Annotated in this window: 23 protein-coding genes; 6 read left to right on the top strand and 17 right to left on the bottom strand. The window is 56.9% G+C overall.

Going from position 1 to position 25,216, the window contains the following annotated elements:
- Positions 1-36 precede the first annotated feature (36 nt).
- The 12 genes from qrcA to EDC27_RS14275 form a co-directional block, all read right to left on the bottom strand.
- Positions 37-552, bottom strand: a complete 516-nt coding sequence (gene qrcA, locus EDC27_RS14335) for a menaquinone reductase multiheme cytochrome c subunit QrcA (protein WP_245994609.1) — start codon at positions 550-552, stop codon at positions 37-39.
- A 410-nt stretch (positions 553-962) separates the two neighbouring features.
- Positions 963-1,205, bottom strand: coding sequence for a hypothetical protein (locus EDC27_RS16120; RefSeq protein ID WP_123291314.1), 243 nt, complete (start codon positions 1,203-1,205; stop codon positions 963-965).
- 2 nt (positions 1,206-1,207) lie between these two features.
- A complete protein-coding gene (gene cydB, locus EDC27_RS14320; protein ID WP_123291313.1) occupies positions 1,208-2,251 on the bottom strand; it encodes a cytochrome d ubiquinol oxidase subunit II in 1,044 nt (347 codons plus the stop codon).
- Positions 2,252-2,277: 26 nt separating this feature from the next.
- Positions 2,278-3,594 (bottom strand): cytochrome ubiquinol oxidase subunit I, encoded by a 1,317-nt coding sequence (locus EDC27_RS14315; RefSeq protein WP_123291312.1) that lies wholly within the window; start codon positions 3,592-3,594, stop codon positions 2,278-2,280.
- A gap of 55 nt (positions 3,595-3,649) precedes the next feature.
- Positions 3,650-4,846, bottom strand: a complete 1,197-nt coding sequence (locus tag EDC27_RS14310; protein WP_123291311.1) for an FprA family A-type flavoprotein — start codon at positions 4,844-4,846, stop codon at positions 3,650-3,652.
- A 71-nt stretch (positions 4,847-4,917) separates the two neighbouring features.
- On the bottom strand, positions 4,918-5,493 hold the full coding sequence (gene rbr, locus EDC27_RS14305) for a rubrerythrin (RefSeq protein WP_123291310.1): 576 nt from the start codon (positions 5,491-5,493) through the stop codon (positions 4,918-4,920).
- Positions 5,494-5,551: 58 nt separating this feature from the next.
- Complete coding sequence (locus tag EDC27_RS14300) at positions 5,552-6,007, bottom strand: Fur family transcriptional regulator (RefSeq protein ID WP_123291309.1); 456 nt, start codon at positions 6,005-6,007, stop codon at positions 5,552-5,554.
- 404 nt (positions 6,008-6,411) lie between these two features.
- The gene (locus tag EDC27_RS14290; protein ID WP_123291307.1) at positions 6,412-7,698 is read right to left on the bottom strand and encodes a DUF3458 domain-containing protein; all 1,287 of its coding nucleotides are present in this window, start codon (positions 7,696-7,698) and stop codon (positions 6,412-6,414) included.
- Positions 7,680-8,546: a M1 family aminopeptidase gene (locus EDC27_RS14285; protein ID WP_148045781.1), complete on the bottom strand. Its 867-nt coding sequence runs from the start codon at positions 8,544-8,546 to the stop codon at positions 7,680-7,682. Before EDC27_RS14285 ends, EDC27_RS14290 begins: the two co-directional genes overlap by 19 nt.
- 256 nt (positions 8,547-8,802) lie before the next feature.
- A complete protein-coding gene (locus EDC27_RS16115) occupies positions 8,803-8,949 on the bottom strand; it encodes a hypothetical protein (RefSeq protein WP_170161844.1) in 147 nt (48 codons plus the stop codon).
- Positions 8,950-9,080: 131 nt separating this feature from the next.
- Positions 9,081-9,623, bottom strand: coding sequence for a nitroreductase family protein (locus EDC27_RS14280; protein ID WP_123291305.1), 543 nt, complete (start codon positions 9,621-9,623; stop codon positions 9,081-9,083).
- Positions 9,624-9,808: 185 nt separating this feature from the next.
- Positions 9,809-10,630, bottom strand: coding sequence for an RluA family pseudouridine synthase (locus EDC27_RS14275; protein ID WP_123291304.1), 822 nt, complete (start codon positions 10,628-10,630; stop codon positions 9,809-9,811).
- A 63-nt stretch (positions 10,631-10,693) separates the two neighbouring features.
- On the opposite strand from EDC27_RS14275, the gene rsmG reads away from it, so the two are divergent.
- Entirely contained in the window at positions 10,694-12,169 is a 1,476-nt protein-coding gene (gene rsmG / locus EDC27_RS14270) for a 16S rRNA (guanine(527)-N(7))-methyltransferase RsmG (RefSeq protein ID WP_123291344.1), read from the top strand.
- Here rsmG and EDC27_RS14265 read toward each other — a convergent pair.
- The gene (locus tag EDC27_RS14265) at positions 12,150-12,821 is read right to left on the bottom strand and encodes an OmpA family protein (RefSeq protein WP_123291303.1); all 672 of its coding nucleotides are present in this window, start codon (positions 12,819-12,821) and stop codon (positions 12,150-12,152) included. The genes rsmG and EDC27_RS14265 overlap by 20 nt on opposite strands.
- Positions 12,822-13,146: 325 nt before the next feature.
- Here EDC27_RS14265 and EDC27_RS14260 point away from each other — a divergent pair, with 325 nt between their 5' ends.
- Positions 13,147-14,340 (top strand): MFS transporter, encoded by a 1,194-nt coding sequence (locus EDC27_RS14260; protein WP_123291302.1) that lies wholly within the window; start codon positions 13,147-13,149, stop codon positions 14,338-14,340.
- Positions 14,341-14,530: 190 nt separating this feature from the next.
- On the opposite strand, the gene glyS is transcribed toward EDC27_RS14260, so the two are convergent.
- Both glyS and glyQ read right to left on the bottom strand, forming a co-directional pair.
- Positions 14,531-16,603 (bottom strand): glycine--tRNA ligase subunit beta, encoded by a 2,073-nt coding sequence (glyS, locus tag EDC27_RS14255; protein ID WP_123291301.1) that lies wholly within the window; start codon positions 16,601-16,603, stop codon positions 14,531-14,533.
- Positions 16,604-16,652: 49 nt separating this feature from the next.
- On the bottom strand, positions 16,653-17,537 hold the full coding sequence (glyQ, locus tag EDC27_RS14250; RefSeq protein ID WP_123291300.1) for a glycine--tRNA ligase subunit alpha: 885 nt from the start codon (positions 17,535-17,537) through the stop codon (positions 16,653-16,655).
- 333 nt (positions 17,538-17,870) lie between these two features.
- Here glyQ and EDC27_RS14245 point away from each other — a divergent pair, with 333 nt between their 5' ends.
- Both EDC27_RS14245 and EDC27_RS14240 read left to right on the top strand, forming a co-directional pair.
- Positions 17,871-19,145 carry an HlyD family secretion protein gene (locus EDC27_RS14245; protein ID WP_170161843.1) on the top strand — a complete coding sequence of 425 codons (1,275 nt, stop codon included), beginning with the start codon at positions 17,871-17,873 and terminating at the stop codon, positions 19,143-19,145.
- Positions 19,145-20,695, top strand: a complete 1,551-nt coding sequence (locus EDC27_RS14240; RefSeq protein WP_211334920.1) for a DHA2 family efflux MFS transporter permease subunit — start codon at positions 19,145-19,147, stop codon at positions 20,693-20,695. The genes EDC27_RS14245 and EDC27_RS14240 overlap by 1 nt, the downstream gene beginning before the upstream one ends.
- On the opposite strand, the gene EDC27_RS14235 is transcribed toward EDC27_RS14240, so the two are convergent.
- Entirely contained in the window at positions 20,682-22,592 is a 1,911-nt protein-coding gene (locus EDC27_RS14235) for a PAS domain-containing hybrid sensor histidine kinase/response regulator (protein ID WP_123291298.1), read from the bottom strand. The genes EDC27_RS14240 and EDC27_RS14235 overlap by 14 nt on opposite strands.
- Before the next feature lie 93 nt (positions 22,593-22,685).
- Positions 22,686-23,012, bottom strand: a complete 327-nt coding sequence (locus EDC27_RS14230) for a hypothetical protein (RefSeq protein WP_123291297.1) — start codon at positions 23,010-23,012, stop codon at positions 22,686-22,688.
- Positions 23,013-23,395: 383 nt separating this feature from the next.
- Between EDC27_RS14230 and EDC27_RS17125 the strand changes: the two genes are divergently transcribed.
- Complete coding sequence (locus EDC27_RS17125) at positions 23,396-23,683, top strand: AMP-binding enzyme (protein WP_123291296.1); 288 nt, start codon at positions 23,396-23,398, stop codon at positions 23,681-23,683.
- A 1,114-nt stretch (positions 23,684-24,797) separates the two neighbouring features.
- Positions 24,798-25,007 (top strand): hypothetical protein, encoded by a 210-nt coding sequence (locus EDC27_RS14220; protein ID WP_148045780.1) that lies wholly within the window; start codon positions 24,798-24,800, stop codon positions 25,005-25,007.
- The last annotated feature ends 209 nt before the right edge of the window (positions 25,008-25,216 follow it).

Genomic DNA, 25,216 nt, shown 5'->3' with positions numbered 1-25,216 from the left:
TCTCAGCCAAACCTTCAGCCCGCGGCGGCACCTGCCCTACTTGTGACACACATGACAGGCGTTGCTGACCCCCCGCTCCGCATGGCATTTTTCGCATTCCACCATCTTCATGGTCTTGTCGCTGTAGCCGGTGAGACGGTTTTCCTTAAAAGGCGGATTCTTGGTTTCTTTGGTCACGTCCCGATGGCATCGCACACACTCGATGCCTTGCGTTTCCGTGTGCGCGGCGTGGGAAAAATACACGTTGTCCGGCTGCCACGCATAGACCAACCACGGAATCTCCCGTTCCTGCTGAATGTATTCTTCGACCAGCTTTTGTTCCTCAGGACTTTCCCCCATCGGCTCCTCATGACATTCCGCACAGGTTTCCAGCTTGGGCAGCCCATTATAGGACCCGTCCTCGCGAAAAAAATGGCAGTCCTGACAGTCGCTGTCCTGATGGGAAGAATGCAGGAACGTAATGGGCTGCGTCTTTGTGGAATACAACACGTTGGGAAAGACGACCCATCCCACGAGAAGCGCTCCAATAAATCCGGCAAGAAAAGCAATCATGCCGACGCCCCTTTGTGACGCGCTCTTTTTCACTTCGCCCATGAGTCCGCCCCACGCCTTTGAAGGGTTAACAGAAAGAAAAAACACGAGAAAAAAGAATGAGGCCTTTTCCGCTCAATACTTTGACCTTCCGTTAAAAGCATTTTTTCACAAACACAGTTCTTTTACCTACAATTTTTTCCGCTTGTCAAGGATGGGAATGCAAGAAAAGGGCAACGTGAGGCGGCCAAAGAAAGGGCGCGAAGGCCATTTCGCGCTCAAGGACAAGGTGGGATTCAGCACTTGGGTCAGCCATAGGCTTCAGCAAATCTGTGGCGCCCCACGAGCGTTTCCTCTCGCTCCGGGACGACCTTGCCTAGGATGAAAGGGACCTTCCCGGGAGCGCGGGCCTCTGGCATGGGCCGTGTTCGTCACATTTTGGCTGGCGTGGTTTTTTTTCTGATGCCGGGTCTTCGAGGCCCGCTTTCAACAAGGGTCTTTTCGGCTAGGGATCTTCCTTCCCAAGCGTGCAGGCTTTCAGCCCGCGAAAAAACCGGTGAAGGCATGGGCCGCTCAGGAAAGAGCCCCACTTCTTCAAAGGCGCTCTCAAAGCATTCGGCCAGGGCCGACAAAGCCAGCTTGGCCTCCTCGATCCAAGCTGGCTTTGTCGCCATATCTAGGCCTCTTCGTAGGCGTAGGCCGCCTCATCCAGGCTCACCTTGCGGTGAAACAGTCTGTAGGCCCAGCCCTGGTAGGCTAGGACGATGGGCACAAAGATCACCGCCACGACAAGCATAATCTTGAGAGTCAAGGGGCTCGAAGAGGCGTTGTGCACGGTGAGGCTGTAGGTGGGGTTGAGACTCGAAGGCAACATGTTGGGGTACAGGCCCACGACGCCGAAAAAGGTGGCCCCCACGATGGTTAGAGCCGAAGCCACCCAGGCACGCCCCCAATGGTTCCTGGCCGCAAAGAAACGCATGGCGAAAAGGGCCCCCACGGTCAGAGCCGGAATGAGCACGATAGGGACGGAAAAGAGCATGGGGTTTTCGAGGTAGTTGGCGTAGAGGCGTGTGGCGAACCAGGTAGCCACAAGAAAGCCTACGGCCGTGGCGGCCAGAACCCACCAGAGGCCTTTGGCCAGCCGTGCGGCTTGATCGTGCAGGGTGCCGGTGGTCTTAAGCGCCAACCACAGCGTGCCGTGTTCCACGAAAAGCAGCAGAAACAGCAAACCTCCCAGCAGTCCATACGGGTTCAGAAGGGTCAAAAGGCTTCCCTGAAACACGCCGTTTTCATCGATGGGAATGCCTTGAAAAATGTTGGCAAAGGCCACACCCAAAAGAAATGCGGGGAGCAAGCTTCCCACGAAAAGACAGGCGTCCCATAGGGATTTCCAGCCAGACCCGGAACCCAGGTGACGAAACTCCAAGGCGACCCCTCGCAGAATGAGCCCAAAAAGAATGAGCATGAGGGCTGCGTAGAGGCCGCTGAACATGACAGCATAGGTGGTAGGAAAGGCGGCAAAAGTGACCCCGCCGGCGGCGATGAGCCACACCTCGTTTCCGTTCCAATACGGACCCATGGCCTGGCCGATCAGGCGCCGATCCTCTTCCGATCGTGCCACGAAGGGCTGCACCACACCCAGGCCCAGGTCAAACCCGCCTAGCATGAAATAGACGGCCCACAACAGGCCCCAAAGCAGAAACCATACGGTTGCAAGCATGGACCAACCTCCTGTTGAAAATCCCGTCACGATTGCGCTGTTTCCATCGCCGGTCCTCGTTTGGCGTAGCGGGCCATGAGCACAAAGGCCACGAGACCCAGCAGGGAATAGACCACGATGAAAGCGGTGAGCGACACGGCCACCTGAGAGGCGGCGATGGGTGAGACGGCATCGGACGTGCGCATGACGCCGTAGACGACCCACGGCTGCCGGCCCACTTCCGTGACGGTCCAGCCCGCCTGGCAAGCGAGATACGGCAAAGGAATGGAGTAAAGCATGACTTTGAGAAGCCGGGGGCTTTCCAGCAGACGGTGCCTTTTCCACCACGCCCACAGGGCCAGCACGGGAAAGAGAAATCCCAGGCCGATCATGAGGCGAAACGCGAGAAAGGTGAGGGTCACGGGAGGGCGGTCTTCCTTGGGAAAATCCTTGAGGCCTCTGACCGTGGCGTTCACGTCGTGGTAGGCGAGCAGGCTGAGCACGCCGGGAAGAGCTCCCAGTTCCAGTCGGTTGCGTTCTCGCTTTTCATCGGGAATGACCAGCAAATACTGAGGGGCCCTCTGCTTGGTTTCCCACAGGGATTCCATGGCCGCCAGCTTGGAGGGTTGCACGCGTGCCACTTCGGAACCCTGCACATGGCCGTGAACCACGGCCACCACGGAAAAGATGAGAGCCATGACGGTCCCCATGCGAAACGACCGGCTGAAGAAACTCACATGCTGGCGCCGAAGCAGATGATAGGCGCTCACGCCCATGACGAACATGCCCGAGAGAATGTAGGCGCCGCTGAGGGTGTGCAGAATCGTATGCCAGGCGAAAGGCTGGGTCACCACGGCGAGAAAATCCGTCAGTTCCGCTCGGCCGCCACGAAGCGTGTAGCCCACGGGATGGTGCATCCAGGCATTGGCCGTAAGGATCCATACGGCGGAAAGATTGGACGCAAAGGCCACAAGCCAGATAGTAACGGCATGAGCCTTGGCGGACAGTCGATTCCACGTGAGCGCCCAGACGGCAATAAAGGTGGATTCTAGAAAAAAGGCCGCCGTGGCTTCGATAGCCAACAAGGAACCGAAGATGTCGCCCACATAGCGAGAATATCGCGACCAGTTGGTACCAAACTGAAATTCCAGGGTGATTCCCGTGACCACGCCCACGGCGAAATTGATCAAAAAGATTTTTCCCCAAAACTTGGCCATGCGTTGATATTCGTCATCCCCCGATCGTGCAAACTTGGTTTCCATGACGGCGATGAGAATGGACAAACCCAGCGTCAAGGGCACAAAGAGAAAATGAAAATAGGTGGCGGCGGCAAACTGTAGACGTGATAAAAACAAGGCATCCATCGAGTGTTCCTCCTTGATGTCCGGCCCGGTGCTCCCTCGAGTCGGTCTTGAAGGCTTACCCTGTCCGTTCCTTGACGGCACGGCCCACGAGGCGCCCGAGTTCCATAGCCTGCGCCAAGGCCTCATGATCGGGAACGTACTGCACCCTTACGGGCGGCGCCACGATCTCTATCTTCATCTCTTCCATCCACCGAACCATGTCCTTGACCGCTTCGCCGCTCCAGCCATAGGAACCGAAGGCTGAGCCCACTTTTCCCGTGGGTCTGAGCCCTTTCATGTAGCAGAGGATGTCGGCCATGGTGGGAAGCATGCCGTTGTTGAGGGTAGGAGAGCCGAAAATCACGGCGGCACTGTCCAAAACTTCGGTAAGAATGTCGCTTCGGTGATTGCGTTTGAGGCTGAGCACCTTGTAGGTGACACCTTCTTCAGCCAGGCCCGAAGCGACGGCATGGGCCATTTTTTCCGTGGACTGCCACATGGTGTCGTAAATTACCAAAGCCTTGCGTTGCGCCTTTTGTAAACTCCACGTGTCATAGGCGTCCAGAATGACATCGGGGCGGCTGCGCCAAATGATACCGTGGTCCGGAGCGATCATGTCAATGTCCAGCTTCATTTCGGCCACCGAGGTGAGCAACTTTTGGACCAAAGGAGAATAGGGCAAAAGGATATTGGCATAATACTTGGCGGCATGGCGCAATAGTTCGGACAGAGACACCTCATCGTCAAAGGTTTCACTGGTAGCCCAGTGCTGGCCGAAGGCGTCGCTGGAAATGAGGAGCTTATCTTGAGGAAGGTAGCTGAACATACTGTCAGGCCAGTGAAGCATGCGCGTTTCCAGGAAACGCACCGTGCGCTGTCCTAAGGAGATCTCCTGCCCGCTCTGGACCACCTCCAGCGGCCAGTCCTGCGATCCATAATGCGCTTCCAAAGCCTTTTTCCCCATGGCGGAACAAAACACCTTTTGGGGTTTTACGGCGTCAATGATTTCGGGAATGCACCCCGAATGATCCATTTCCACGTGGTTCACCACCAGGTAGTCGATGTTTCGAGGGTCGGTGATCTTGCGTATGCGATGCAGCAGGTCGCTCTTAAAAGGCTTCTTGACCGTGTCAAAAAGCGTGATCTTTTCGTCCATGACCAGGTAGGCGTTATAGGTGGTGCCTTTGTATGTGGAGTAGCCGTGGAAATCTCGAATGTTCCAATCCACCGCTCCCACGTTGAAGATCTTGTCCTTGATGGCGACGGGGACCATGAGGCCATCACCTCCTTTCCGGCATCAAAGGGCGCCCGGTTGTCCAGCGGACGCCCCATGTTGCGGTAGCCTTACCAGTTTTCTCCCAGGAGCTCAAAATACGCCTGAGGATGGGCGCAGGCCGGGCATTGCTTGGGAGCTTCCACGGATTCGTAGATGAACCCACAGTTGAGGCAACGCCACATCACAGGGGCTTCCCGCTTGAACACTCGCCCTTTTTCGATGTTTTCCGCCAGGTCTCGGTACCTCTTTTCGTGCTGCTTTTCAGCCACGGCCACGTTCATGAAAACCGCTGCAATATCGTCAAAGCCTTCTTCCCTGGCCACGGCGGCAAAGGACGGATACATTTCCGTGTGTTCATAGTGTTCGCCCGCCGCGGCGGCTTTGAGGTTTTCCAGAGTGGATCCCACCTTTCCCGCGGGAAAAGCGGCTTGGACTTCCACGTCACCTCCTTCAAGGAAATTGAAAAAACGCTTGGCATGCTCTTTTTCCTGATTGGCCGTTTCTTCAAAAATGAGAGCCATTTGCACGTAACCTTCCTTGCGCGCTTGCGAAGCGAAGTAGGTGTAGCGATTTCGGGCCTGGGATTCTCCGGCAAAGGCCGTTAAAAGGTTCTTTTCCGTACGCGTACCTTTCAGTCTAGACATGATTCTCCTCCTTCTAGTGGTTTCATGACCAAAGGTTTTAAGATTTCACGCCGTGACCTCAATCGATCCCCTCAAAGGGGGCCGGTTCCGTTCCTCGCGCCGGCATACACCCTCCCGAAGCGCCTCCCGAAACGTCCGCCGAGGCGCAACGCCGACACAGGCCGGAAAACTCCAGGACAAAGGAACGCACCACCTGGCCCGAACCTTCGTCCACAAAGGCCGTGGGATTCAAGGGCTGTTTCATGGGCACGTCTTCCAGAGCGCCACAGCGCTCACAGCGTAGATGCACGTGCCGATGAGGGTTGCCGTCAAAGCGCATGGGACCCGAGCCCGTAACGATCTTTTGAATCAAACCTTGGGAAGCCAAAATTTCCAAATTGCGATAAACAGTCCCCAAACTGATGCGCGGCAAGGTCTGGCGCACCGCATCGTAAATTTGATCGGCCGTCGGATGGTCGTGCGAGCGCCGTAAAACATCTAAAACGGCGTCACGATGTCGAGACCTTCGAGGCATTGTTGTGCCATTTCCTTTTCGAAACGTTCATCTTTTCATGAATCGAAACGAAGTCTTAACTAGTAACGATTCCTATTCAAATCATTAGCCTCAGCAAAGTCAAGGGGGGAGGGGTAAAAAAAGTGTGCGCACAAGGGGCCCACGCAATGTCGTGCTTTGGCGGTCATCGTCTTCAAATATGTTCCCGCTGTTTTTAGCAAAAGGGGTCCGAGGCTTTTTCAGATCATGCTTTGCCGAGCCGGCCGTTGTGCTTTACGGGTCAAAATGGGTATCGATTTGTTGGCATCGGAAAAGGTGGTTGTGAGCCTCCCCGGCGATAATGGCACTATCCTGTAAGGACATGCGGGCCACGATACTCTAAATGATTGTGCAGACGCGACGGCGCCATTGTGGATGAAGGCTCTTCACGTGTTGAAAGGTGTTGACGACTCTGCGGCAATGTTGGCGTTCATCGAGGCCATGTCCACCACGTGCCGTCGTATCCAGTCGATGCCCTCCTCGGTCCAGACCCTCTTGGTATTGGTGGCCACTGCGACCAAAAGAGCCCGGCTGACGCTCAGATGGGCTGTATCAAATCCCGGTCGTTTTTTTTCCTTTTCCACCAGGTGCCACAGATCAGGGTGTGTTCCCAGGGCCACCACCTTCAGGTAGTTGGCATAGCCGGTCACATCGCCGTACCCCTGCCGGTAGGTCTGTTCCAGGAGTTCCAGGCGCCCTTTCCACGAACTGCGGTTCAAGGCGATAAGAAGTCGAAACCGTTCCGTAGCGGTGCGCGCGTGATCCAAATGGTCCAAAAGGATTTCGTGCACCGCGGGCGTGTCCGCCACGGCCAAAAGGTCCACCAGCACGCCGTAGAGTTCCCCTTTTTGAATGCCTACCTGAAGCGCATCCTCAGGCTTCATGGCGTGGCGCAGTTCGTGAACAGCGTGAGCCAAATCCTCGTGAAAGCGGGAGCTGACAGCTTGCATCAGGATTTCTCGAGCCCTCACCAGTTCCGGAAACCAGGCGGCGTAGCGCCGGTCCAGGGGCTGTTCGTCGATGCGTAGCATGGCCGCTTTGAGAGCCCAGGGCAGGATGGCACCGTGGAAAATGGTGCGGTAAACATGGAGCCAGCTGTTGGAAACGGGGGTTCCAGGGGCAGTGATCTGGGTGAAGCGTTCACGGTGCGTAAGTTTTCGAAACGCTTCCACGCGGTTGAAGGCATTGAGGTCCCGCAGAGTCTGGCTCTGAAGAAAGGTTTCGTCTGCCGTGGCGTCGTCAAAGGTGCCGTAAAAGGAGGCGTTGCGCTTCAGGGACACAAAGGCCGGTTCTTCCAGTAGGCCGGAAAAGGTGAAGCTCTGTTCCCGCTCCGAGAGGAGATGGATTTTGCAGGTGCCATGCATGTCTCGACCTTGGGCATTCACCAGAGCCGCCGACACGGGGACGGGAAAAGGTTCTTCGCCGTCCTTAAGGTCTTGGCGCAGCGGCACCGTCAGACTTTGAGTTGCCGCGTCGTACTGGGTGCGGGCTGTGACGCGAGCATAGCCCGGTTGCTCCATCCACTTTTTCTTAAAAGTGGCAAGAGAAATCCCGGAAACCTCTTCAAAGCACTCAAAAAACTGGTCCGTATTTGCGTTGGCGTTTCGGTAGCGGGAAAAATAGAGTCTGGTTCCTGCGCCAAAGGCATTGGAACCTAGCATGAGCCGAAGCATGTGCACAACTTAGCGCCTTTCACATAGTTCACCGCATCCAGCAGTTCCTCGGGGTCGTTAAAACCTTGACGCAGAGTGGCTCCCGCATGGCCTCCGTCTTTTATGGCCAAAGGGCCTAGCAGGGGATGGCGGGGGCTGTCCACCTGTTGCAGGCGCACAAAGGTGGGATCGAACCGGTGGGCCAGGTAACGGCGCGCCACGTCCACGGTGTAGGCATCGTTCAGCCACATGTCAAAGGGAGTTTCCATGGTCGTTTCGCTGCCGCACTGGTTGTGTTCGAATTCATGGACGATGACAGCATTGGCGCAGAGCAGGTGGCTGTCCAAGCTGTGTTCGGAGACCAGAGCGGCGTGGGTGACGATGGTGGTGTTTCCCACGTTTCTCATCCCGCCGTCGTTGGATTTGGTCATAGAGGTGGTGCGATAGGTTTCCCCGGCGTGTTCATGGCCCTGATGGTGATAGATCCAGAGCACCGCATCTTTGAGAATGTTCATGGGAATGCGAGCATCATCTTTACGACCCAAAGGCACTAAGTATTCCAGGCGCACGGTGCGGCCCGAAGGGCAGGTGACGACATCCAGCAGTTCATCCCAGCTGTCGGCACAGGCGATAAAAAGGTATGGCGCCATTGGCACGGGGTTGTGGTTGGTCATGGGTTTTCGATGCGGTAAGCCCGGAATGGGCATGGGGAGGCCGTCGGGATTGTGCCGGGGGCTGATTATCCCGTTGGTGATCATGTGCGTATAGCGCGCGTCCACTTCCAGGGTTGTGGTCATGGTGCACTTGGCTCGGCAGTCGTCGATGACGGGCATGATTCTTTGAAATCCCCACTGCTGGCATTGGGACACGTCCTACTGAGAGGCTTCGGGCGGCGTGACATCGCGGTGGATGCCTTCCAGAAGACGGTCAGAAGGGTACCATAGGTTTTCTGTGGCGACGATGAACCGTTCCCCCGCTTATAAGAGCCGAGGCGGCGCCATGAGAAGCTTGAGGTGTTCTTGTTCCAGGTGATAGGGGAACGGAACGGTTTCTTGGACAGAGGCACCATGAGCGCGCCGGCGCGCAGAACGCATTTCCAGGTCCCTGGCATTCAAAGTGACGTCCTCAAGGGGGTTCAAAAGCGCGAAGATGGAGTGTGTTGGACGTTTCCACGCGATCTTCAAAGAAACGAATCACCATTTCCATGTGTTCAATGGTGGCCGGAAAGGTAAGAATATCTTCACGTTCATACAGAAACTTGCTGGGAGGCATGAATAGTGGCTCCGAAAGCGATAAGCAAAACGCGGGGGCAGGCCGACAACGACGTCACGATATTGCCTGGAGGCGCGGGCGTCCCGCCCGTTTTTTTTCACGCGAGGCGCCCGTGCACTGCAGGGGCAGCTTTAGAACCTTTCATAATGGGTGAACTCTTCAATTTCCCGTCGCTTTGGAGCCGACGGCACCTTGGATGGATACCCCAGAGGCAGGAGTACCACCAGTTCGTAGCCTTCCGGTACGCCGAGGATTTCCTTAGCCTTGTCGTGGTCAAACAGGCCGACCACCACGGTGCCGAGTCCCAAATCGGTGGCGGCCAGGCAGAAGTTTTGTGTGGCAATGCCCAGATCAAAAAGAAACCAGTCGCCGAACTTGGTGGTTTTCTCGCCCTTATAGTACCCGGCGCTTTGCAGCTTGCCGCACAGGGCCACCACCACAGGAGCCGCCGTGATGGATTTGGTGGCGGGATTTCCTTTGGCCAAGGTTTCCTGAAGCTTGGCCTTGGTTTCCGGATGGCGCACAACGATGGCTTCCCAGCACTGGGTGTTGGCCCAGGACTGCGACCATTTGACGGCATCCAGAACCTTTTGAAGCAGTTCATCGGGAACATCTTTGTCTTCAAAGTTTCGAATGCTGCGTCGGGATCGAATCACGTCCATCAATTCGGCCATGGTGTCCTCCTGTTGTGGGGTGAAGGCGAAAAAACAAAGCACGGATACAGTAAACATTTTTTCACAAAACCCACCCCGTGACAAGAACGCGGGCTGGTGAACGGAGCGAGTTTATACGTTGGTCCAAATATGGGCCCTCTCTTTGAGCTTCCCGTTCCCCTTTTTTCATCGTGTGCGCGTCGGCTTCAAGTGAGATTCGGTTCGTATTGGCACCAATGCCACAGAGGTCGAAAAGGGCTGAGAATGGAAAGATTTCCCATATCCTCTTGAGACCATGGCCAGTTTAGGGGAAGGGGGCAGGAAATCTCCACGGCTTCACCCTTGGTGGGATGGGGCAGGGTCAGTTTCCAGGCATGCAGAGCGATGCTGCGGTACGGCAGGGGCGTGGGTGCTCCGTAGCGCACATCACCCACGATGGGACAGCCCTCATGGGCCAATTGGGCTCGAATCTGGTGTTTTCGGCCGGTCTTGAGGTGCACGGCAAGCAGCGTGCGCTGATCGGAAAAGGCCACAGTGCGGTAATGCAGCTCAGCCCTTTGCGTGCCAGGAGTTTTCACGGGAAGCACAGCGACGCTTTTCGACTCCTGCCGTATCAGCCCGTGAACAAGGGTGGCACAAGCCCTGCTCGGGCGGCCCTCCACCACGGCCAGATAGATCTTTTGTGCACGGTTTTCACGAAACACCGCACTCAGGCGTGAGGCCGCCTTGGATGTTCGAGCAAGCAGGACAAGGCCGGAAACGGGCCGATCCAGCCGGTGCACAAGGCCGACAAAGACGTTGCCGGGCTTCTTGTATCGTTCCTTGATCCATTTTCTGGCCAGATCCAAAAGGCTAAGGTCCCCGGAGGGATCACCTTGAACCAAGAGCCCGGCGGGTTTATAAACGGCGAGAAGATGATTGTCGACGTGCAGCACAGGCCAGAGTGGGTGGACGAACGCTAGGGGTTTTTGACTGGTCGCACAGGCTAGATGCAAAGGATCAGCCTGCCCAACGTTGTGAAGACTCATGGCAAGACTCCGCCTGAAAAATCCGCAACGGACGTGAAACGCGAAAGGAAAAGCAGCCTCTTCATGGCGCAAAGGTCGATGACCCCATCTGTGAAGCCAAGCCCTCAAGCCCTGGCCTCCATTCTGGAAAAAAGCGGTGTGCGGGCCAACGCGCAACAAGTGCACCAGCTGTGGATATACCATCGATGGCTGAGAAAGCACAATGTGGAACTCAATTTGACCCGGGTGCACAACTTCGACAACATGGTTCGAAAACTTTACCTGGACTCCATTCTTCCGGGCCTCATGGTGTCCTTGCCTTCACCCCTTATGGACCTGGGCACCGGGCCCGGCATGCCCGGCATTCCCCTAAAGATTTTTAACCCTGACCTTGAAGTGGTGTTGGCAGAAAGCCGTCAGCATCGCGTTCGCTTCCTTGAGGACGTCTGTGCGGCTCTCGGGCTTTCCGGTGTCTCGATCGAAGGAAGACGCATCGGGCCCTCGTATGACCGGCCCGTGCGTGGCGTGATCACGCGAGCTGTGGAATCCATGGCGGAAACCATGGAACGCATTGAAGGGTGCTTGGAAAAGGGGGGGCTGCTCATCTTCATGAAAGGGCCCCATTGCGACGATGAACTGGACCGCGCTGTGCGACGTTTTGAGGGGCGTTTTGCGCTGAAGGAAGACCGACACTACGTGATTCCAGGAACGCCCCACCGACGGCGCCTCGTGGTTTTTGTGAGGCAAAGTGAGCGTGCGGCCCTGGTGCGTCAGGCGGCCTCCGCTTCGGGGCGCCACAAGCGCATGGCCAGTTTTGATAATGCGGCTTTCAAAAGGCTTCAGAAGGCCCTAACCCCAAGGGGGATTCGAAAGGAAGGGTTGTGTCTGGTAAGCGGGGCCAAGGTGGTTCGAGATGTGTTGGCGTCCAGGCCCAACCTGGTTCAGGCTTGGATTTCGGTTGCCGGTGGGCCGCCACCCCCTTCGGCCTGCGGGGAACATGTGACCTGGCTGGAACTGGACAAGAATCTTTTTGAGACTCTGGACCTGTTCGGTACGGGGCATCCTTTGTTGAGTGTGCAGGTGCCGCCCATTTTGTATTGGACCCCGGAGAATGGCCTGGGCCCGGGGTGCACCCTTTTTGTGCCGTTTCAGGACCCGGAAAACGTGGGGGCGGTGCTTCGCACGGCGGCGGCCTTTGGCGTCACCGCCGTCGTGCTCCTAAAAGAAAGCGCACACCCTTTCCATCCCAAGGCCGTCCGCGCTTCGGCCGGGGCGGCCTTTCGACTTCGACTGTTTTTTGGGCCTTCGGTTGCCGATCTGCCCACCACACTGCCCATGATCGCCTTGTCCCAGGACGGCTGTCCTTTGCATGAGGCGATCTTTCCAGAAACCTTTGGCTTACTGGCCGGATTGGAGGGGCCCGGACTGCCGGAACCATGGAGGCGCCAGGCCGTCGCCATCCCCATGGTTCCGGGCGTCGAATCTTTGAACGCCGCCACGGCCACCGCGGTGGCCCTCTATGAATGGCGGCGCCGCGCCGTTAACCCTGCACGGGGGTGATGAGAATGGTCACGCGACGATTGAGCTGGCGGCCCGCTTCGGAGTCGTTGGACGCGATGGGCCGAGTTTCCCCGTAACCGATGGTCTCGATGCGATCCGGGCTGACCCCACGGCTCACCAAAGCTTCCTTGACACTCAAGGCGCGCCTTTCGGAAAGCCGCTGATTGTATTGAAGGGATCCGACCGAATCTGTATGACCTTCCACGGTGATGCGGGTTTGGGGATAGCGGTTGAGCACCTGAGCCACGCGATCCAGTTCGCTGTGGGCTCCAGGTTTCAAGGTGGACGAGTTGAAATCAAAAAGCACGTCGGATTTGAAGGTCACCGCCAGAACATCCTGCGTGCGCTGCACGTTGGCGGCTTCTGTGGCCGCCAAGGCTTGGCGCATTTCTTGTTCCTGCCGATCCATGTAATTGCCGATCGCGCCGCCGGCAGCGCCGCCCACAAGGGCTCCCGCGGCGGCGCCGATGAGGGTGGATTTCGTGTCGCGCCCGATGGCTTGGCCCAAAAGTGCCCCGGTGGCGGCCCCGGCGCCGGCGCCGATGAGCGCTCCCTGTTCTGTTTTGTTTTGAGGCCCCGCGCACGAGGTCAAGGCGAAAACGGGAATAAGGCCAAGAATGATCCACAGTTTCGAAGACTGACAATGTTTCATTTTCTCTCCTCCCAGGTTCACACAAAGTTGATCAAACGTCTCTGTTTTTAACCTCAATGGTGGCGTATGTCAAAGTTGCTGGAAGTCGGCCTTGAAGGGTCCGGTACGCACAAGGCCATTCGAAACTTTTATTCGGCCTGCGCTAATCAAGCTCATTTTCCAAGACCTTTTCGACAGGCGCTGCCGCCAAGGGTTTGAATGGCGTGCCTTAGGTCTTGAGCTTCGTCGAGTTGTGGCAAGGCGCTTGCGTCCCACGGCCAATGAGGTAGAGTGCGTCCTTTCCGATTCGACGATGAATTGATTTGGAGGAGGCACGCAAGATTCCATGAAACCCGGTACCGGAGTTGTTTTGACCTTTCCTTTTTCTGCGCGGATCATGACTTTTCCCCTGTGTGGATTCCTGTACACGGCGGTGCTATGGATGATGTTTTCTTTTCTTCCTCTGCATCTCAAGTCCCGCGGCTTTTCCGACGGCATGGTGGGCATGATCATGGGGTTTTATTCCATTTCCGCCCTCATTCTGATGATTCCTTTGGGCGTTTTGTCTGACAGGGTCAGTCCCAAGAAAGTGCTTGTCGGCGGAGCCGTCCTTCTCTTTATCCATATGGCCGGGCTTCGCATCGCGGAGGCGTGGTATGCTTTTCTTGCCCTTGCCGTTCTGGGCGGGCTTTCATGGGCCATTTTTCAAACCGTTCTGCTGGCGCTTTTTCTTAAAATCATCTCGCCGGCACGCCGTGGCGTCAAGATTGCCGTCTACCAAATGGGAAGTTACCTGGGCTTTGGCATTGGCCCACTGGTTTCCGGAAGCTTGTGGGGGGATGCGAACTATGTGCGCATGCTGGGATTTGCCGTGGCCGGAGCCGCTCTGCTCATCGTCCTTGTGCTCACCCTGCAGGACAGCGACCCCATTCGATTCAACCTCGGGGATTATCGTGAAGACTTGAAGCAACCGAGGGCTTTGGTCTTCCTCGTGGTCTGGTTGCTCTATGCGACCCATTTCGGTGTGGAACAGACTTCCTACACTTTGCTCATGAGGCATGACCTGGGTTTTACCAGCGTCCAGGTGGGCTTAAGCTACCTGGCCGTGGGATTATGGATGGCTGCCATGGCTCCGGCCACGGGTCGAGGTTTTGATGTGCGCCAGAGTGTGGTGTGGCTGCTCACTTTGGGGCTGGTGGTTTCTTCCGTTTTTCAGAGCCTGACCGCCTACGCGCAGACACTTCCACAGATGATTGCCGTGCGCGTCTTGCACACCACTGGGGATGTGCCGGTGATTCTGGCCATGGGCATCATGACGGCGGCCTTTTTTCCTCAGGGCCGATTGGGAGGCCATTCCGCGGTGGTTTATGCTGTGAGAACTTTGGGCGTGTTTGTGGGCAATTATGCGGCGGGCCTGGTCATTCCCGTGCTTGGGTATCGAGGTGCCTTCGTGGCCAGTGGTGTGGTGGTTTTGGTGGGAAGCCTGGCGCTCCTGCCGTGGATACGGCGGGTGTTGCACATGCAGGCGCCGTCGTCGTAGGTGGTTATTTGAGAAATAAACATGCGAAAGCGCCGCAGGCTGCTCGGTCTTATCTTCGTGCGTTGTGGCGCTCCCCTCGAGCGACAAAAGGCGTTCCTTTAGTAGGCAGCTGCAAAGGGCGTCAAAAACCCACCAGGTGCTCGTTGAAAAAAGCACGTTGGGGCGGACAGAAAAGTCCGCCCTCATTTTTTTAGCCCGTTTGAATTTTTCTGAAATCGGCGATGCGGTTGAACAATTCATGGACGGCCGTGAGCAGAGCCAGCCGATTGCGGCGCACCGCCGCATCGGGATCCATGACCAAGACGGCGTCAAAGAAGGTGTCAATGGGGTTTTTCAAAGCCGTGAGGGCTTCCAGAGCCGCGGCGTAGTCGCCTCGGCTCGCCATGTCCACCACGTCGTCGTGCACGCGTCGGTAGGCTTCGTAGAGTGCCTTTTCTGCAGGGACCGCCAAGGCTTCCGGCCGCAAAGGTTCCGGTTTCCCTTCTTTGATGATATTTCCCACGCGTTTGAAGGCTATGGCCAGGGCTTCAAAGTCGTCCCGCCGTGTAAAGTCGGCTAAAGCCTTGACGCGCAGAACCGCGTCGGCTGGATAGGCGATGCCTGAAGCCAAGGCGGCTTCCACGATATCCGAAGCGTACCCCTCTTGAGTGACCAGGTGGTGATGGAGTCGTCCGCGGAAAAAGTCCATGACGCCTTTTTTCACCGTATCGGCCGGTTCGGTCATTTTGGAGCGCAGCAGCGGGATTGCCTGATCGATGAGTTCTTCTAAGGAAAAGCGCAGATTTTTTTCCAAAATGATGCGAAGAATCCCCAGAGTTTGGCGGCGCAGCGCAAAGGGATCGGCGGTGCCTGTGGGCAGCAGGCCTACGCCGAAACAGCCCACGATGGTGTCCATCTTGTCGGCGATGCTGAGTACCGTGCCTTCCATACATTCCGGCAAAGGGCCGCCGGCGCGAATGGGTAGATAATGTTCATAGATGGCTTGTGCCACCGGTTCCGGTTCGCCCTGCAGTCGCGCGTAGGCTCGGCCCATGACCCCCTGCAGTTCAGGAAACTCTCCCACCATGCCGCTCACCAGATCTGCCTTGCACAGCAGAGCCGCACGCAGCACGTGGTTCATGGACTGGGGGCACAGCCTTTCACAGAGCCATTTGGCCAGGTGCGTGAACCGTTCTACCTTTTCCCAACTGGTGCCCAGCTTGGCATGGAACACCACGGACTTCAGGGCTTCGGCCCGGTCTTCCAGCCGCACCTTTTGGTCTTCTTCGTAGTAAAATCGAGCATCTTCCAACCGAGCGCGCACCACGCGAGCATTGCCCGCCGCAACCAGATCGGGGTTTCTGGGGACCGTATTGGCCACGGTCACAAAATGGGCCTTCAGGTTACCCGCCTCATCCACCACGGCAAAGTAGCGCTGGTGTTCCTTCATGACCGTGATGAGCAGTTCGGGGGGTAGGGCCAGGTATTTGTCTTCAAAGGAACCGAGAATCGGATAGGGGTACTCCACCAGGTGCGCCACTTCGTCCAAAAGATCTTCGTCTTCTAAAATGCGCCCACCGACGGACGCCGCTTTTTCCCGAATGCCTTTCGAGATGAGCTGCTTGCGTTCCTCCGTGTCCACGATGACCTTGTGTCGCCGAAGGTTTTCGCGGTGATCGGCAAAGTTGTGCACCTCGACCCACTGAGGGCTCATGAACCGATGCCCAAAGGATAGACGGCCGCTGCGCACATTCCCGTAGGTAAAGTTCACCACGTCCTGGCCCAGAAGGCATACAATCCAGTGCACCGGCCGCGCAAAGGTCACGGAAAGGTTTCCCCATCGCATGGATTTGGGAAAGGGAATATGGGCTACAAAATCGGGAAGCATGCGTTCCAAAAGGTCTTTTGTGGGTCCTCCGGCTTCCTCTTTGACTAAGGTCACGTATTCGCCCTTGGGCGTGGCCTTGATGGTTAGCTGCGAAACGTCGATGCCTTGATTTTTGGCAAACCCTTCGGCCGCCTTGGTGGGCCGCCCTTGGGCGTCAAAGGCCACGGACTTGGGCGGTCCGATGATTTCCACCACCGTGGGTTCCTGTCGTTCGGCCACGTTGGGAATCCATAGACACAAGCGGCGTGGCGTGCCCGTGGTGAAGGGTTTTCCGTGCGCAATGCGATGGTCGTCCAAGAATCGAACCATCTGCTGCGCCATGGATTCCAGGGCCGGAGTGATATAGCCCGCCGGAATTTCTTCACTGCCGATTTCCAAATAAAATTCTTGTCCCATACGGTCCCTCGTCTTTTGCAATCAGAACGGTTATCACTCCGCAGGCTTATCAGTCCCGAAAGGCGCTTTTTTTCAGTAACGGGTACCCCATGGCTTCTCTTTGTTTAGCATAGCCGTGGGCGGCCAGGCGCGCCAGATTGCGTACCCTCGCGATGTAGTTAGTGCGTTCCGTGACACTGATGGCCCCGCGGGCATCCAGCAGGTTGAACACATGGGAGCACTTGAGGCAGTAGTCGTAGCAGGGAAGCACCAAGCCTCGCTCGGACATGCGCAAGGATTCCTTTTCGTACATGTTAAACAGTTCCAGAAGCATGGAGACGTCGGCATCTTCAAAGTTGTAATGAGACCATTCCACCTCACCCTTGTGGTGCACGTCGCCGTAAGTGACGCTCTCGGTCCATTTCAGGTCGTAGACGTTGTCCACACCTTGCAGATACATAGCGATGCGTTCCAGGCCGTAGGTGAGTTCCACACACACGGGTGAAAGGCTGAGACCGCCCGCCTGCTGAAAATAGGTGAACTGGGTGATTTCCATGCCGTCCAGCCACACTTCCCAACCTAACCCGGACGCGCCGAGCGTGGGGGATTCCCAGTCGTCTTCCACGAAACGAATGTCATGGTCCAAAGGATTGATTCCAAAGCTTTTCAGACTTTCCAAATAGATGTCTTGGCTGTTCGGCGGGGAAGGTTTCAAAATCACCTGATACTGGTAGTAGTGCTGCAACCGATTGGGGTTTTCTCCGTAGCGGCCATCCGTGGGTCTTCGAGACGGCTCCACATAGGCCACCTTCCAAGGTTCCGGACCCAAGACGCGAAGGAAGGTGGCGGGATTAAAGGTCCCCGCACCCACTTCCAGGTCATAGGGCTGCTGAATGACGCACCCTTTTTCGGCCCAAAAGGCATTCAAGGCGTGAATGAGTTCCTGAAAAGTCATGACGACTCCTTCCTCGTGCAGGATTGCCCTGCGGCAAAAAAAGCTCTCAATGAAACGCCCCTTCGTGCGGGGATCTCTCATTCAAAAAACCTTGTAAATTTCAACAAATAAAGGGCAACCCAAAGATCTGTCAAGCGAAAAGCTTCTGCGCGCCCTCCGGATGTCCATGCTTCAAAAAGAATCCCATTGTCCCCCCAAATCTTGTGTTCTCGACGAGGTTTTTTTCCGTTGACGTTTTCCGTACCCTCACGCCATAGACATATGAGGTGGGCAGTTGCGCCCTGGTGTCCTATGAAATCATGGCCCACAAGGAAAGGAGGCGGGACGAAGGATATGGGCGAACACACGGCGCAGACCACACCCGAACCAGCGCCCGTCAAAACGCGGCAGAACAACAAACTCATCGTCAAGCGCGCCTTTGCGGGTGCGGTGCTTGCCGCTCTGATCGTGGGGACGCTCTATTGGTGGATCTTTTTGCGAAACAAAGAAACCACGGACAACGCCTATGTCATGGCGGATGTGGCGGCGGTTTCGTCGCGCATTCCCGGAACCGTGGCGGCCGTGCATGTGGATAACGACCATTCCGTCGCCCAGGGGCAGGTTCTCATTGAACTGGATACGGCGGATGAGCAGGCTCGGCTGCGGGAAGTGGAAGCGGCTTTGGGCCGAGTCCAGGCGGACATCCATGCGGCGCGCGCCACCGTAGATTATATGGAGGCCTCAACCCAGGCCGCGGTGAACGCCGCCCTGTCTTCTTGGAACGCCGCCCAGGCCCAGGTGCAGGCCATACAGGAAAAAGTCTTGGAATCGTCACAGGAACACCAAGCCGTGCTTGCCGAATATCGGCATGCCAAACGGGATTGGGAACGCTTTGATGCTCTGGCCGCACAAGGAGCTTCATCCGTGCGGGATCGGGATCGCATGAAAACGGCCCTGAGCAAGGCACAAGCGGCCGTGGGAGCCTCAGAAGCACGGCTTCGGTCGGCCGAGGCGGCTCTGGAGGCGGCGCGCAAGGAAGCGGCCGCAGCCGAAGCTCGCCTGCAAGAAGCTCAGGCAGGCCGTTTGCGCGTGCGCGTGGAGCAGGAACGGCTCAAAGCGCTTTTGGCGCATGCCAAAGAACTGGAAGCACGAAGAGACGCGGCGCGATTGAACTTGTCGTACTGCCGCATTGTGGCCCCCATCGCCGGTTATGTGGCCCAGAAAAAGGTTCAGGTGGGCGAGCGTGTTCTTCCCGGCCAGCCGCTTCTGGCCGTGGTGCCGCTCCAGGATGCCTACGTGGAAGCCAATTTCAAGGAAACCCAGGTGGAAAACATTCGCATCGGCCAGCCTGTGCATATCCGTGCCGATTGCTATCCGGGCCGACGTTTTTCCGGTACAGTGGAAGGGATTCGTGCGGGAACAGGGGCCGCCTTTTCCCTGTTTCCTCCCGAAAACGCCACGGGCAATTGGATCAAGATCACCCAGCGCGTGCCCGTCAAGATTCGGCTCACCGACTCCTTTTCTCCAGAATACCCACTGCGCCTAGGCTTTTCTTTGAAGGTCACCGTGGACACGTCCGACCGTAGTGGGCCGAGGTTGCGCGGTGGTGCCCACAGGGCGTCCCGGTGATGGCCATGCATCCGGACAGGCGTAAATGGGCCATCGCCCTGACGGTGATTATCCCCACCTTCATTGAGGTGATGGACACGAGTGTCGTCAATGTGTCTTTGCCGCACATTCAGGGTAGCTTGAACGCAGGTTTGGATGAAGTCACCTGGGTGCTCACCTCCTATCTGGTCTCCAACGCCATCATCATTCCCATCACGGGATGGTTGGCCAGCCTCTTTGGGCGGCGCAACTATCTGTTGTTTTCCATCGTGGTATTCACGTTGAGTTCGGTGCTGTGCGGTGCGGCTCCATCTCTGGAAGTGCTCGTGGTGGCGCGAGTGCTTCAGGGGCTTGGAGGTGGAGGGCTTCAGCCTTTGTCACAAGCTATTTTGTTGGAAACCTTTCCTGTGCGGGAACACGGCGTGGCTATGGCGGTCTTTGGCATGGGCGTGGTTTTTGCGCCCATTTTGGGGCCGGTCCTGGGGGGCTTCATTACGGACAATTGGTCGTGGCGTTGGGTCTTTTACATCAATGTGCCCATGGGGTTCTTGGCCGTTTTTATGGCCGGGCTATTCGTGCATGATCCGCCGTACATTCGAACGCGCACCGTGCGCATCGACCATTGGGGCCTGGCTCTGCTCACGGTGGGGTTGGGCTGCCTGCAAGTGGTGCTGGACAAAGGGGAGCGTGAAGACTGGTTCGCCTCACACTTTATTGTCACGCTTTCCGTCATCGCTGTGGTGGCCTTGGCGGCCTTCATCGTGGTGGAACTGCGCGTGCCCCATCCGGTGGTGAACTTGCGTGTGTTCCGGGACCCCACCTTTGCGGCCGGCAACATCACCATGTTTACCGGGTACTTCTGCCTCTTTGGAAGCATCGTTTTGTTGCCGCTGTACCTGCAAAACCTCATGGGCTATACAGCTCTGTGGGCCGGTTTGGTGCTGGGCCCCGGTGGGCTGGCAAGCCTCATGATCATGCCCGTGGCGGGCATGATCATGAAGCGAGGCGTTCCGCCCAATCGCCTTCTGGCTGTGGGACTTACCTTGGCCGCCGTGGCCTTAGGCCTTATGTCCCGACTGAATCTGCAGGCTGACTTTTTCTCCGCAGCATGGCCTCGCATTGTGCAGGCTCTGGGTATGGGTCTTTTCTTCGTGCCCCTGTCCGCCGCCACTTACGTGAATATTCCTCGAGAACACATGGGAAATGCCACGGGAATTTTCAATCTTCTGCGCAACCTGGGCGGCAGTTTTGGCGTGGCTTTCAGCACCACGGTCTTGTCCCAGCGCTCCCAATGGCACCAAAACACGCTCGTGGATCGGCTCACGCCCTATGACCTGCCCTTCCGGCAAGCCATGGACAAGATGCTGGCCCTCATGGGCGGGGATTGGTCGTCCTTTTATGATCGAAAACTAGCGCTGGCGGGCATTTACAGAGAAACCCTTCGGCAGGCCACCATGATGGCCTTTAACGACACTTTTTGGCTTTTTACCTGGTTTACCGCCGCCTTGATTCCTCTCACCCTTGTCATGCGCGGCCCTCAAAAGCCCACCACGGTGGTCATGGAGCCTTGAGGGCTTCGGCGATTTTTCCCAGCAGGGTTTCCACCGAGTAAGGCTTGGCCAGAAAATCAAAGGCTCCGGCCATGAGAATGTCCTGAATGGAGTCATTGGCCGAAAAGCCGCTGGCCACAATGATCTTGGCATTGGGACGAAGGGCCAGAAGTTTTTCCAGACATTTTCGCCCGCCCATGCCGGGCATGATCAAGTCCAAAAGGACCACATCGATGTTTGAACCTTCCTGAGCGAAGATGGTCAGAGCCTCTTCGCCGTCGGCGGCCGTGAGCACGCGGTGCCCGAAAAACTCCAACATTTCCCGGCCGGACACGCGCAAATGTTCCTCATCGTCCACAAGGAGCACGGTGGCGTGAGCTGGCGGTGCCGTGGGGGCCTGTTGCCTAGGTGGACTGTCCACCTCCGAAGCCGCTTCGGGCAGGGCGGGAAACAGGCAGTCAAACCGCGTGCCTTGTCCCGGAACACTGTGGCAAAGCACCGTCCCCTGATGGCTGGCCATGATGCCGTAGACCATGGAAAGCCCCAGACCCGTGCCTGATCCCGACGGCTTGGTGGTGAAAAACGGCTCAAAGATGCGTTGGCGAACAGTCTCCGGCATGCCGGTTCCTGTGTCTTCCACGCTGAGGCACACGTAGTCACCCGGTTTCAGGCCGGAAGCGTGCCCTTGGGGAAGGGTGAGGCACTGTGTTTTGAGGGTCAAAGTGCCGCCGTCGGGCATGGCGTCCTTTGCGTTCACAGCCAGATTCATGATCACCTGGGCCACCTGGGACGGATCGGCGTGCACGGCGGGAAGCTCTGGAGCGGTCTCCAGCCGAACCGTGATCATCTTGGGCAAAGTGTGGGACAAAATGTCCTGCATTTCGGCCAGTTCTCGGTTTAGGTTCAGGCGCCGCAAATGGGGTTCCATCTTGCGGCTGAAGGTGAGCAGGTTGCGGGTGAGTTCGCGGCCCCGTTGGACCGCGTCAAAAATCTTATCCAACCGTTGCCGATCGATGTCATGGCTGTCGGCACGATTGGCCAACAGTTCCGCATAACCTTGAATCGTCTGCAACAGGTTGTTGAAGTCGTGGGCAATGCCGCCGGCCAAGGTGCCCACGGCTTCCATCTTTTGTGCATGGGCGAGCTGAGCTTCCAGTTCCTTTTCTCGGGTGAAATCCCGCGCGGAATTGATGGTTGCTGGTTTGCCGTCCCATTGCACGGCGATGGCGTTAAGGTTAATCCACAACGTGCGGCCGTCCTTGGATAGGGCGCGAAAAGTGTAAGTGCCTGGAACCGTTTCACCGGCAAGGCGCTTTCGATGCAAGGTGAGAACCGAGTCGCGGTCCTTCGGATGCAGCAATTGGGCGACGTGAAGGCGTGGTATCTCTTCGTCTGTGTACCCGCACAAATTCCGAAACATGGGGTTCCAAAAAATAACCCGCTCGTCCTGAACGACGAAAACGGCGTCGGTGGAATGGTCCACAATGAGACGGTATTTTTTGTCCATATCTCGCAGGGCCTGTTCCGCCTGCTTGCGGGCCGTGATGTCCCTGTAGCTGGCATAGATCGCCACCATCACTCCGTCGATGTATATGGGAGCGGCGGTGATGGCCACATCCACGAGAGTACCGTCTTTGCGTTCCCGGCGCGTTTCCACTTCGACGGAAAATCCTTGCAGCGCCCGGACAGAAAGGTTTTCCGCATCGGCACGCATGTGCCGCCGGGCCACAAGATCGTTGATGAACGCGCCGCGCGCCTCTTGCGCGGTGTACTGAAACAGCCTGGTAAAGGCCTGATTGATCATGACGACCCGGTCCTGGGCATCCAGGATGGCTACGGCGTCCGGACTGAAGTCGAAGATGGCTTCAAAATAGGCTTTCTGCAGGCGAAGATCGTGTTCGGTTTCGTGGGAGTTCATGAGTTTCCTCGTGCGCCACAAAGTCGAGCCTTTTTCAAGACCCGCGCACACTTACCATAAAACCCGAGCGCCGTTCCAGAGATAATTTGCCTCTCAGGCGGAAATGAGACCTCGAAGTTTGCTGATCAGCAATTTGCCGTCCTTGGCTTCCAAACGCCATCGCACCAGGCAATCCATGTGGGATTCCTTGAGCACATCCAGGCAGAAGGCCTGAAAGTAGCCGTCGGGAACGGCACGGTGAAAGGCTTCCTCATCGGACGCTCGGTGAATTTTCCAGCCTTCAAACGGTTCATACACCGCTTCAAAAGTGATCTCCTGTCGCCGGTCCACCTGCAACCGACCTTGAAAAGTCAAGAAGAAAAACCGACGCCCTTTGGCTTGGGCCGTCACGGACGATGTCTGTTCCAGAATGTAAGCCATTGAGCGATGACCTTACCTGCGCAAATCGTTCCCACATCCCATGCCTCACGTGCTCCATCGGCATCACTGTCATAATCGTCAGCAAGGGCCGAACGCTTGAGAAAAAGAAGAAGGGCCATCCTGCCCTGGCAGCAAAAGTTTAGACCACGGTCCGTTGCTGGATTCGTGGGGCGACCCCGCGGGATCTCTTCTGGTCTGAATTTTTAGGCGGGCTCGGTGCACACCGTCTACAGGGATCATGAGCCATTTGTGAATACGTATCTCGTCCAGTACGCGGGCATGTGTTTGACGGGATATGAGCCCAGGCGCGATGAGGACGGCGGCTCTTGGATTGCGGGGCGCGTGGACGAGGCGTATTCGAGCGTTGACCGGGTACGGCCGAGATCAAAGGCGTTTTCGTCACCTACGAAGCCGTGGCGGAAGCCGCCGTGGTGGTCTGCCCGCACGACTTCAAAGGGCAGAGCATCTATGCGTGTGTCACTTTGGTGAAAGGGATGAAAGCCACCGAGGTATTAGGCAAACAGCTGGTGCAATGGGTGCCCAAGGAAATCGAGCCCATCGCCACGTGGACGTCATTGAGTGGGCGCCGGCGCTGCCCAAAACCCTGTCGGGCACGATCTGCGCCGCCTTCCGGGAAAGGTGGCGACCAACGACATCGCAGACCTGAGTGATACGTTCACCGGTACCGAACCGGCCGCGATGGACGATCTGGTGATGAACCGTTTGGTGTGCTGAGCGACACGGGCGGGCCCTGGGGTCGTCGTAAGCTTCAGCAGAGGTGCATCGGCAGGACTTCCCCGGGTCAAAGGGACTGTCGTTGTCCCGCAGGTCGGGAAAAATCTGCTCCATCGAAACGGCACGCACGCGACGCAACCAGTCCCAAAGGGCCTCCCTTTCCGTGAGTCCTTTTCCGAAACAACGCCGGCGGACCTTCACGAAGATCAAATTGGGGAAGGCCCAGTATCTATGAGGGCTTTCTCCTGCAATGACTTCGCAGACATCGATGTAATAATGCTCCCTGCCTCGCATGAGTTTCTAGATCTGACCCTGGCAAATGCCTCTCCTTCATGGGTCGGAATTATCACTTTCTCCCTTGATGCGGGTTGATGAAGTTCCGCGTCCGCGGAAGCGGCCCTTGAAACAAGAACCGCAAGAGGATTCTTGGGCGCAGGGAGAAGAGCAGATGAGCTTTGAAAGATGATCTGATCAACGATGGGATCTGAACGGTATGACAATCCTTTCTTGACATTGAGCCAAACGCCGTGTCAAGTGTTCCACAGGCGTTTATACGGCCGAAGGGGATTTATTGGGGAAGTCCCTTAGGCCTGAATTTAGTTTTGTCCCCGTGAGAAAAGCATCGAAAAATGCCCAGTGCCCAGGAGGGGCCTTTGTATTCTCAGGGAAAGGGCCCGCCGGGGCTTTTTACCCGGAAGGCCTTCTCACACGCCTCGAAAGGACGGAAAAAGAGACCCTAGGTTGCGTCTCCTTGAAAGGGGGGCTCTGGACCTCGCCGTGCCTTTTCGAGCAGGCTTTGGGGACGCCCAATCCAAAAGGGACCCTTTATGGACGAAAGCTTTCTCTATACCCCGCTACCCATGCCGCCCGCTTCCCTTCCAGCCGAAGAATTGATCAAGGCCGTGGAACATTTGTACGAAGCGCTGCGGATCGTGGAAAGAACTCACGATGTCCTGTGCCAAGGGGCCGTTTCTGCGGTGGAGCTCATGGAGGATCTGGCCGAAGCCCGGCACCAAATCAACCTGTGCCGAGTCTACACGGAAAAAAATTGTGGACTTCGAAGAAATGCTGCAACCGGCCATGGGTTACGTGAACGACGCGCGATGCATCCTGGATACCGTGGCTGTTCAAACGGGCGGCATGACCGAAAGGGCCATTGCGTCCGTTCTGAGCTGCTTGGGGGAAGCCACCGCCCCGGTGCACGGCGCCTTGAACGAACTGGAAAGCTGGCTAAGCTACGAGGAATTCGAGGAGCCATAGAGGGTGGGCCAGGGGGTTTTAAAAGCGGCCTGAAAACACCTTGCGTCGTTTAAAGGTCACTGGACGGTCTTGGTGGGGTTGAACTTCGTCTCAAGGGCTTTGGAAAGAGCGGTTTCCTGAGACTTCGTCCATGGACAAACGGTGGGGGCTTGATGGCCTTGAACCTACGCGCTCACGTGCAAGGGTGCCCGCAATCAGCACGCCAAAAA

The organism is Desulfosoma caldarium (assembly GCF_003751385.1).
In the GTDB taxonomy this organism is placed as follows: domain Bacteria; phylum Desulfobacterota; class Syntrophobacteria; order Syntrophobacterales; family DSM-9756; genus Desulfosoma; species Desulfosoma caldarium.
The sequence above is the reverse complement of the archived record's forward strand: the minus strand, read 5'-3'. Positions and strand labels throughout refer to the sequence as shown.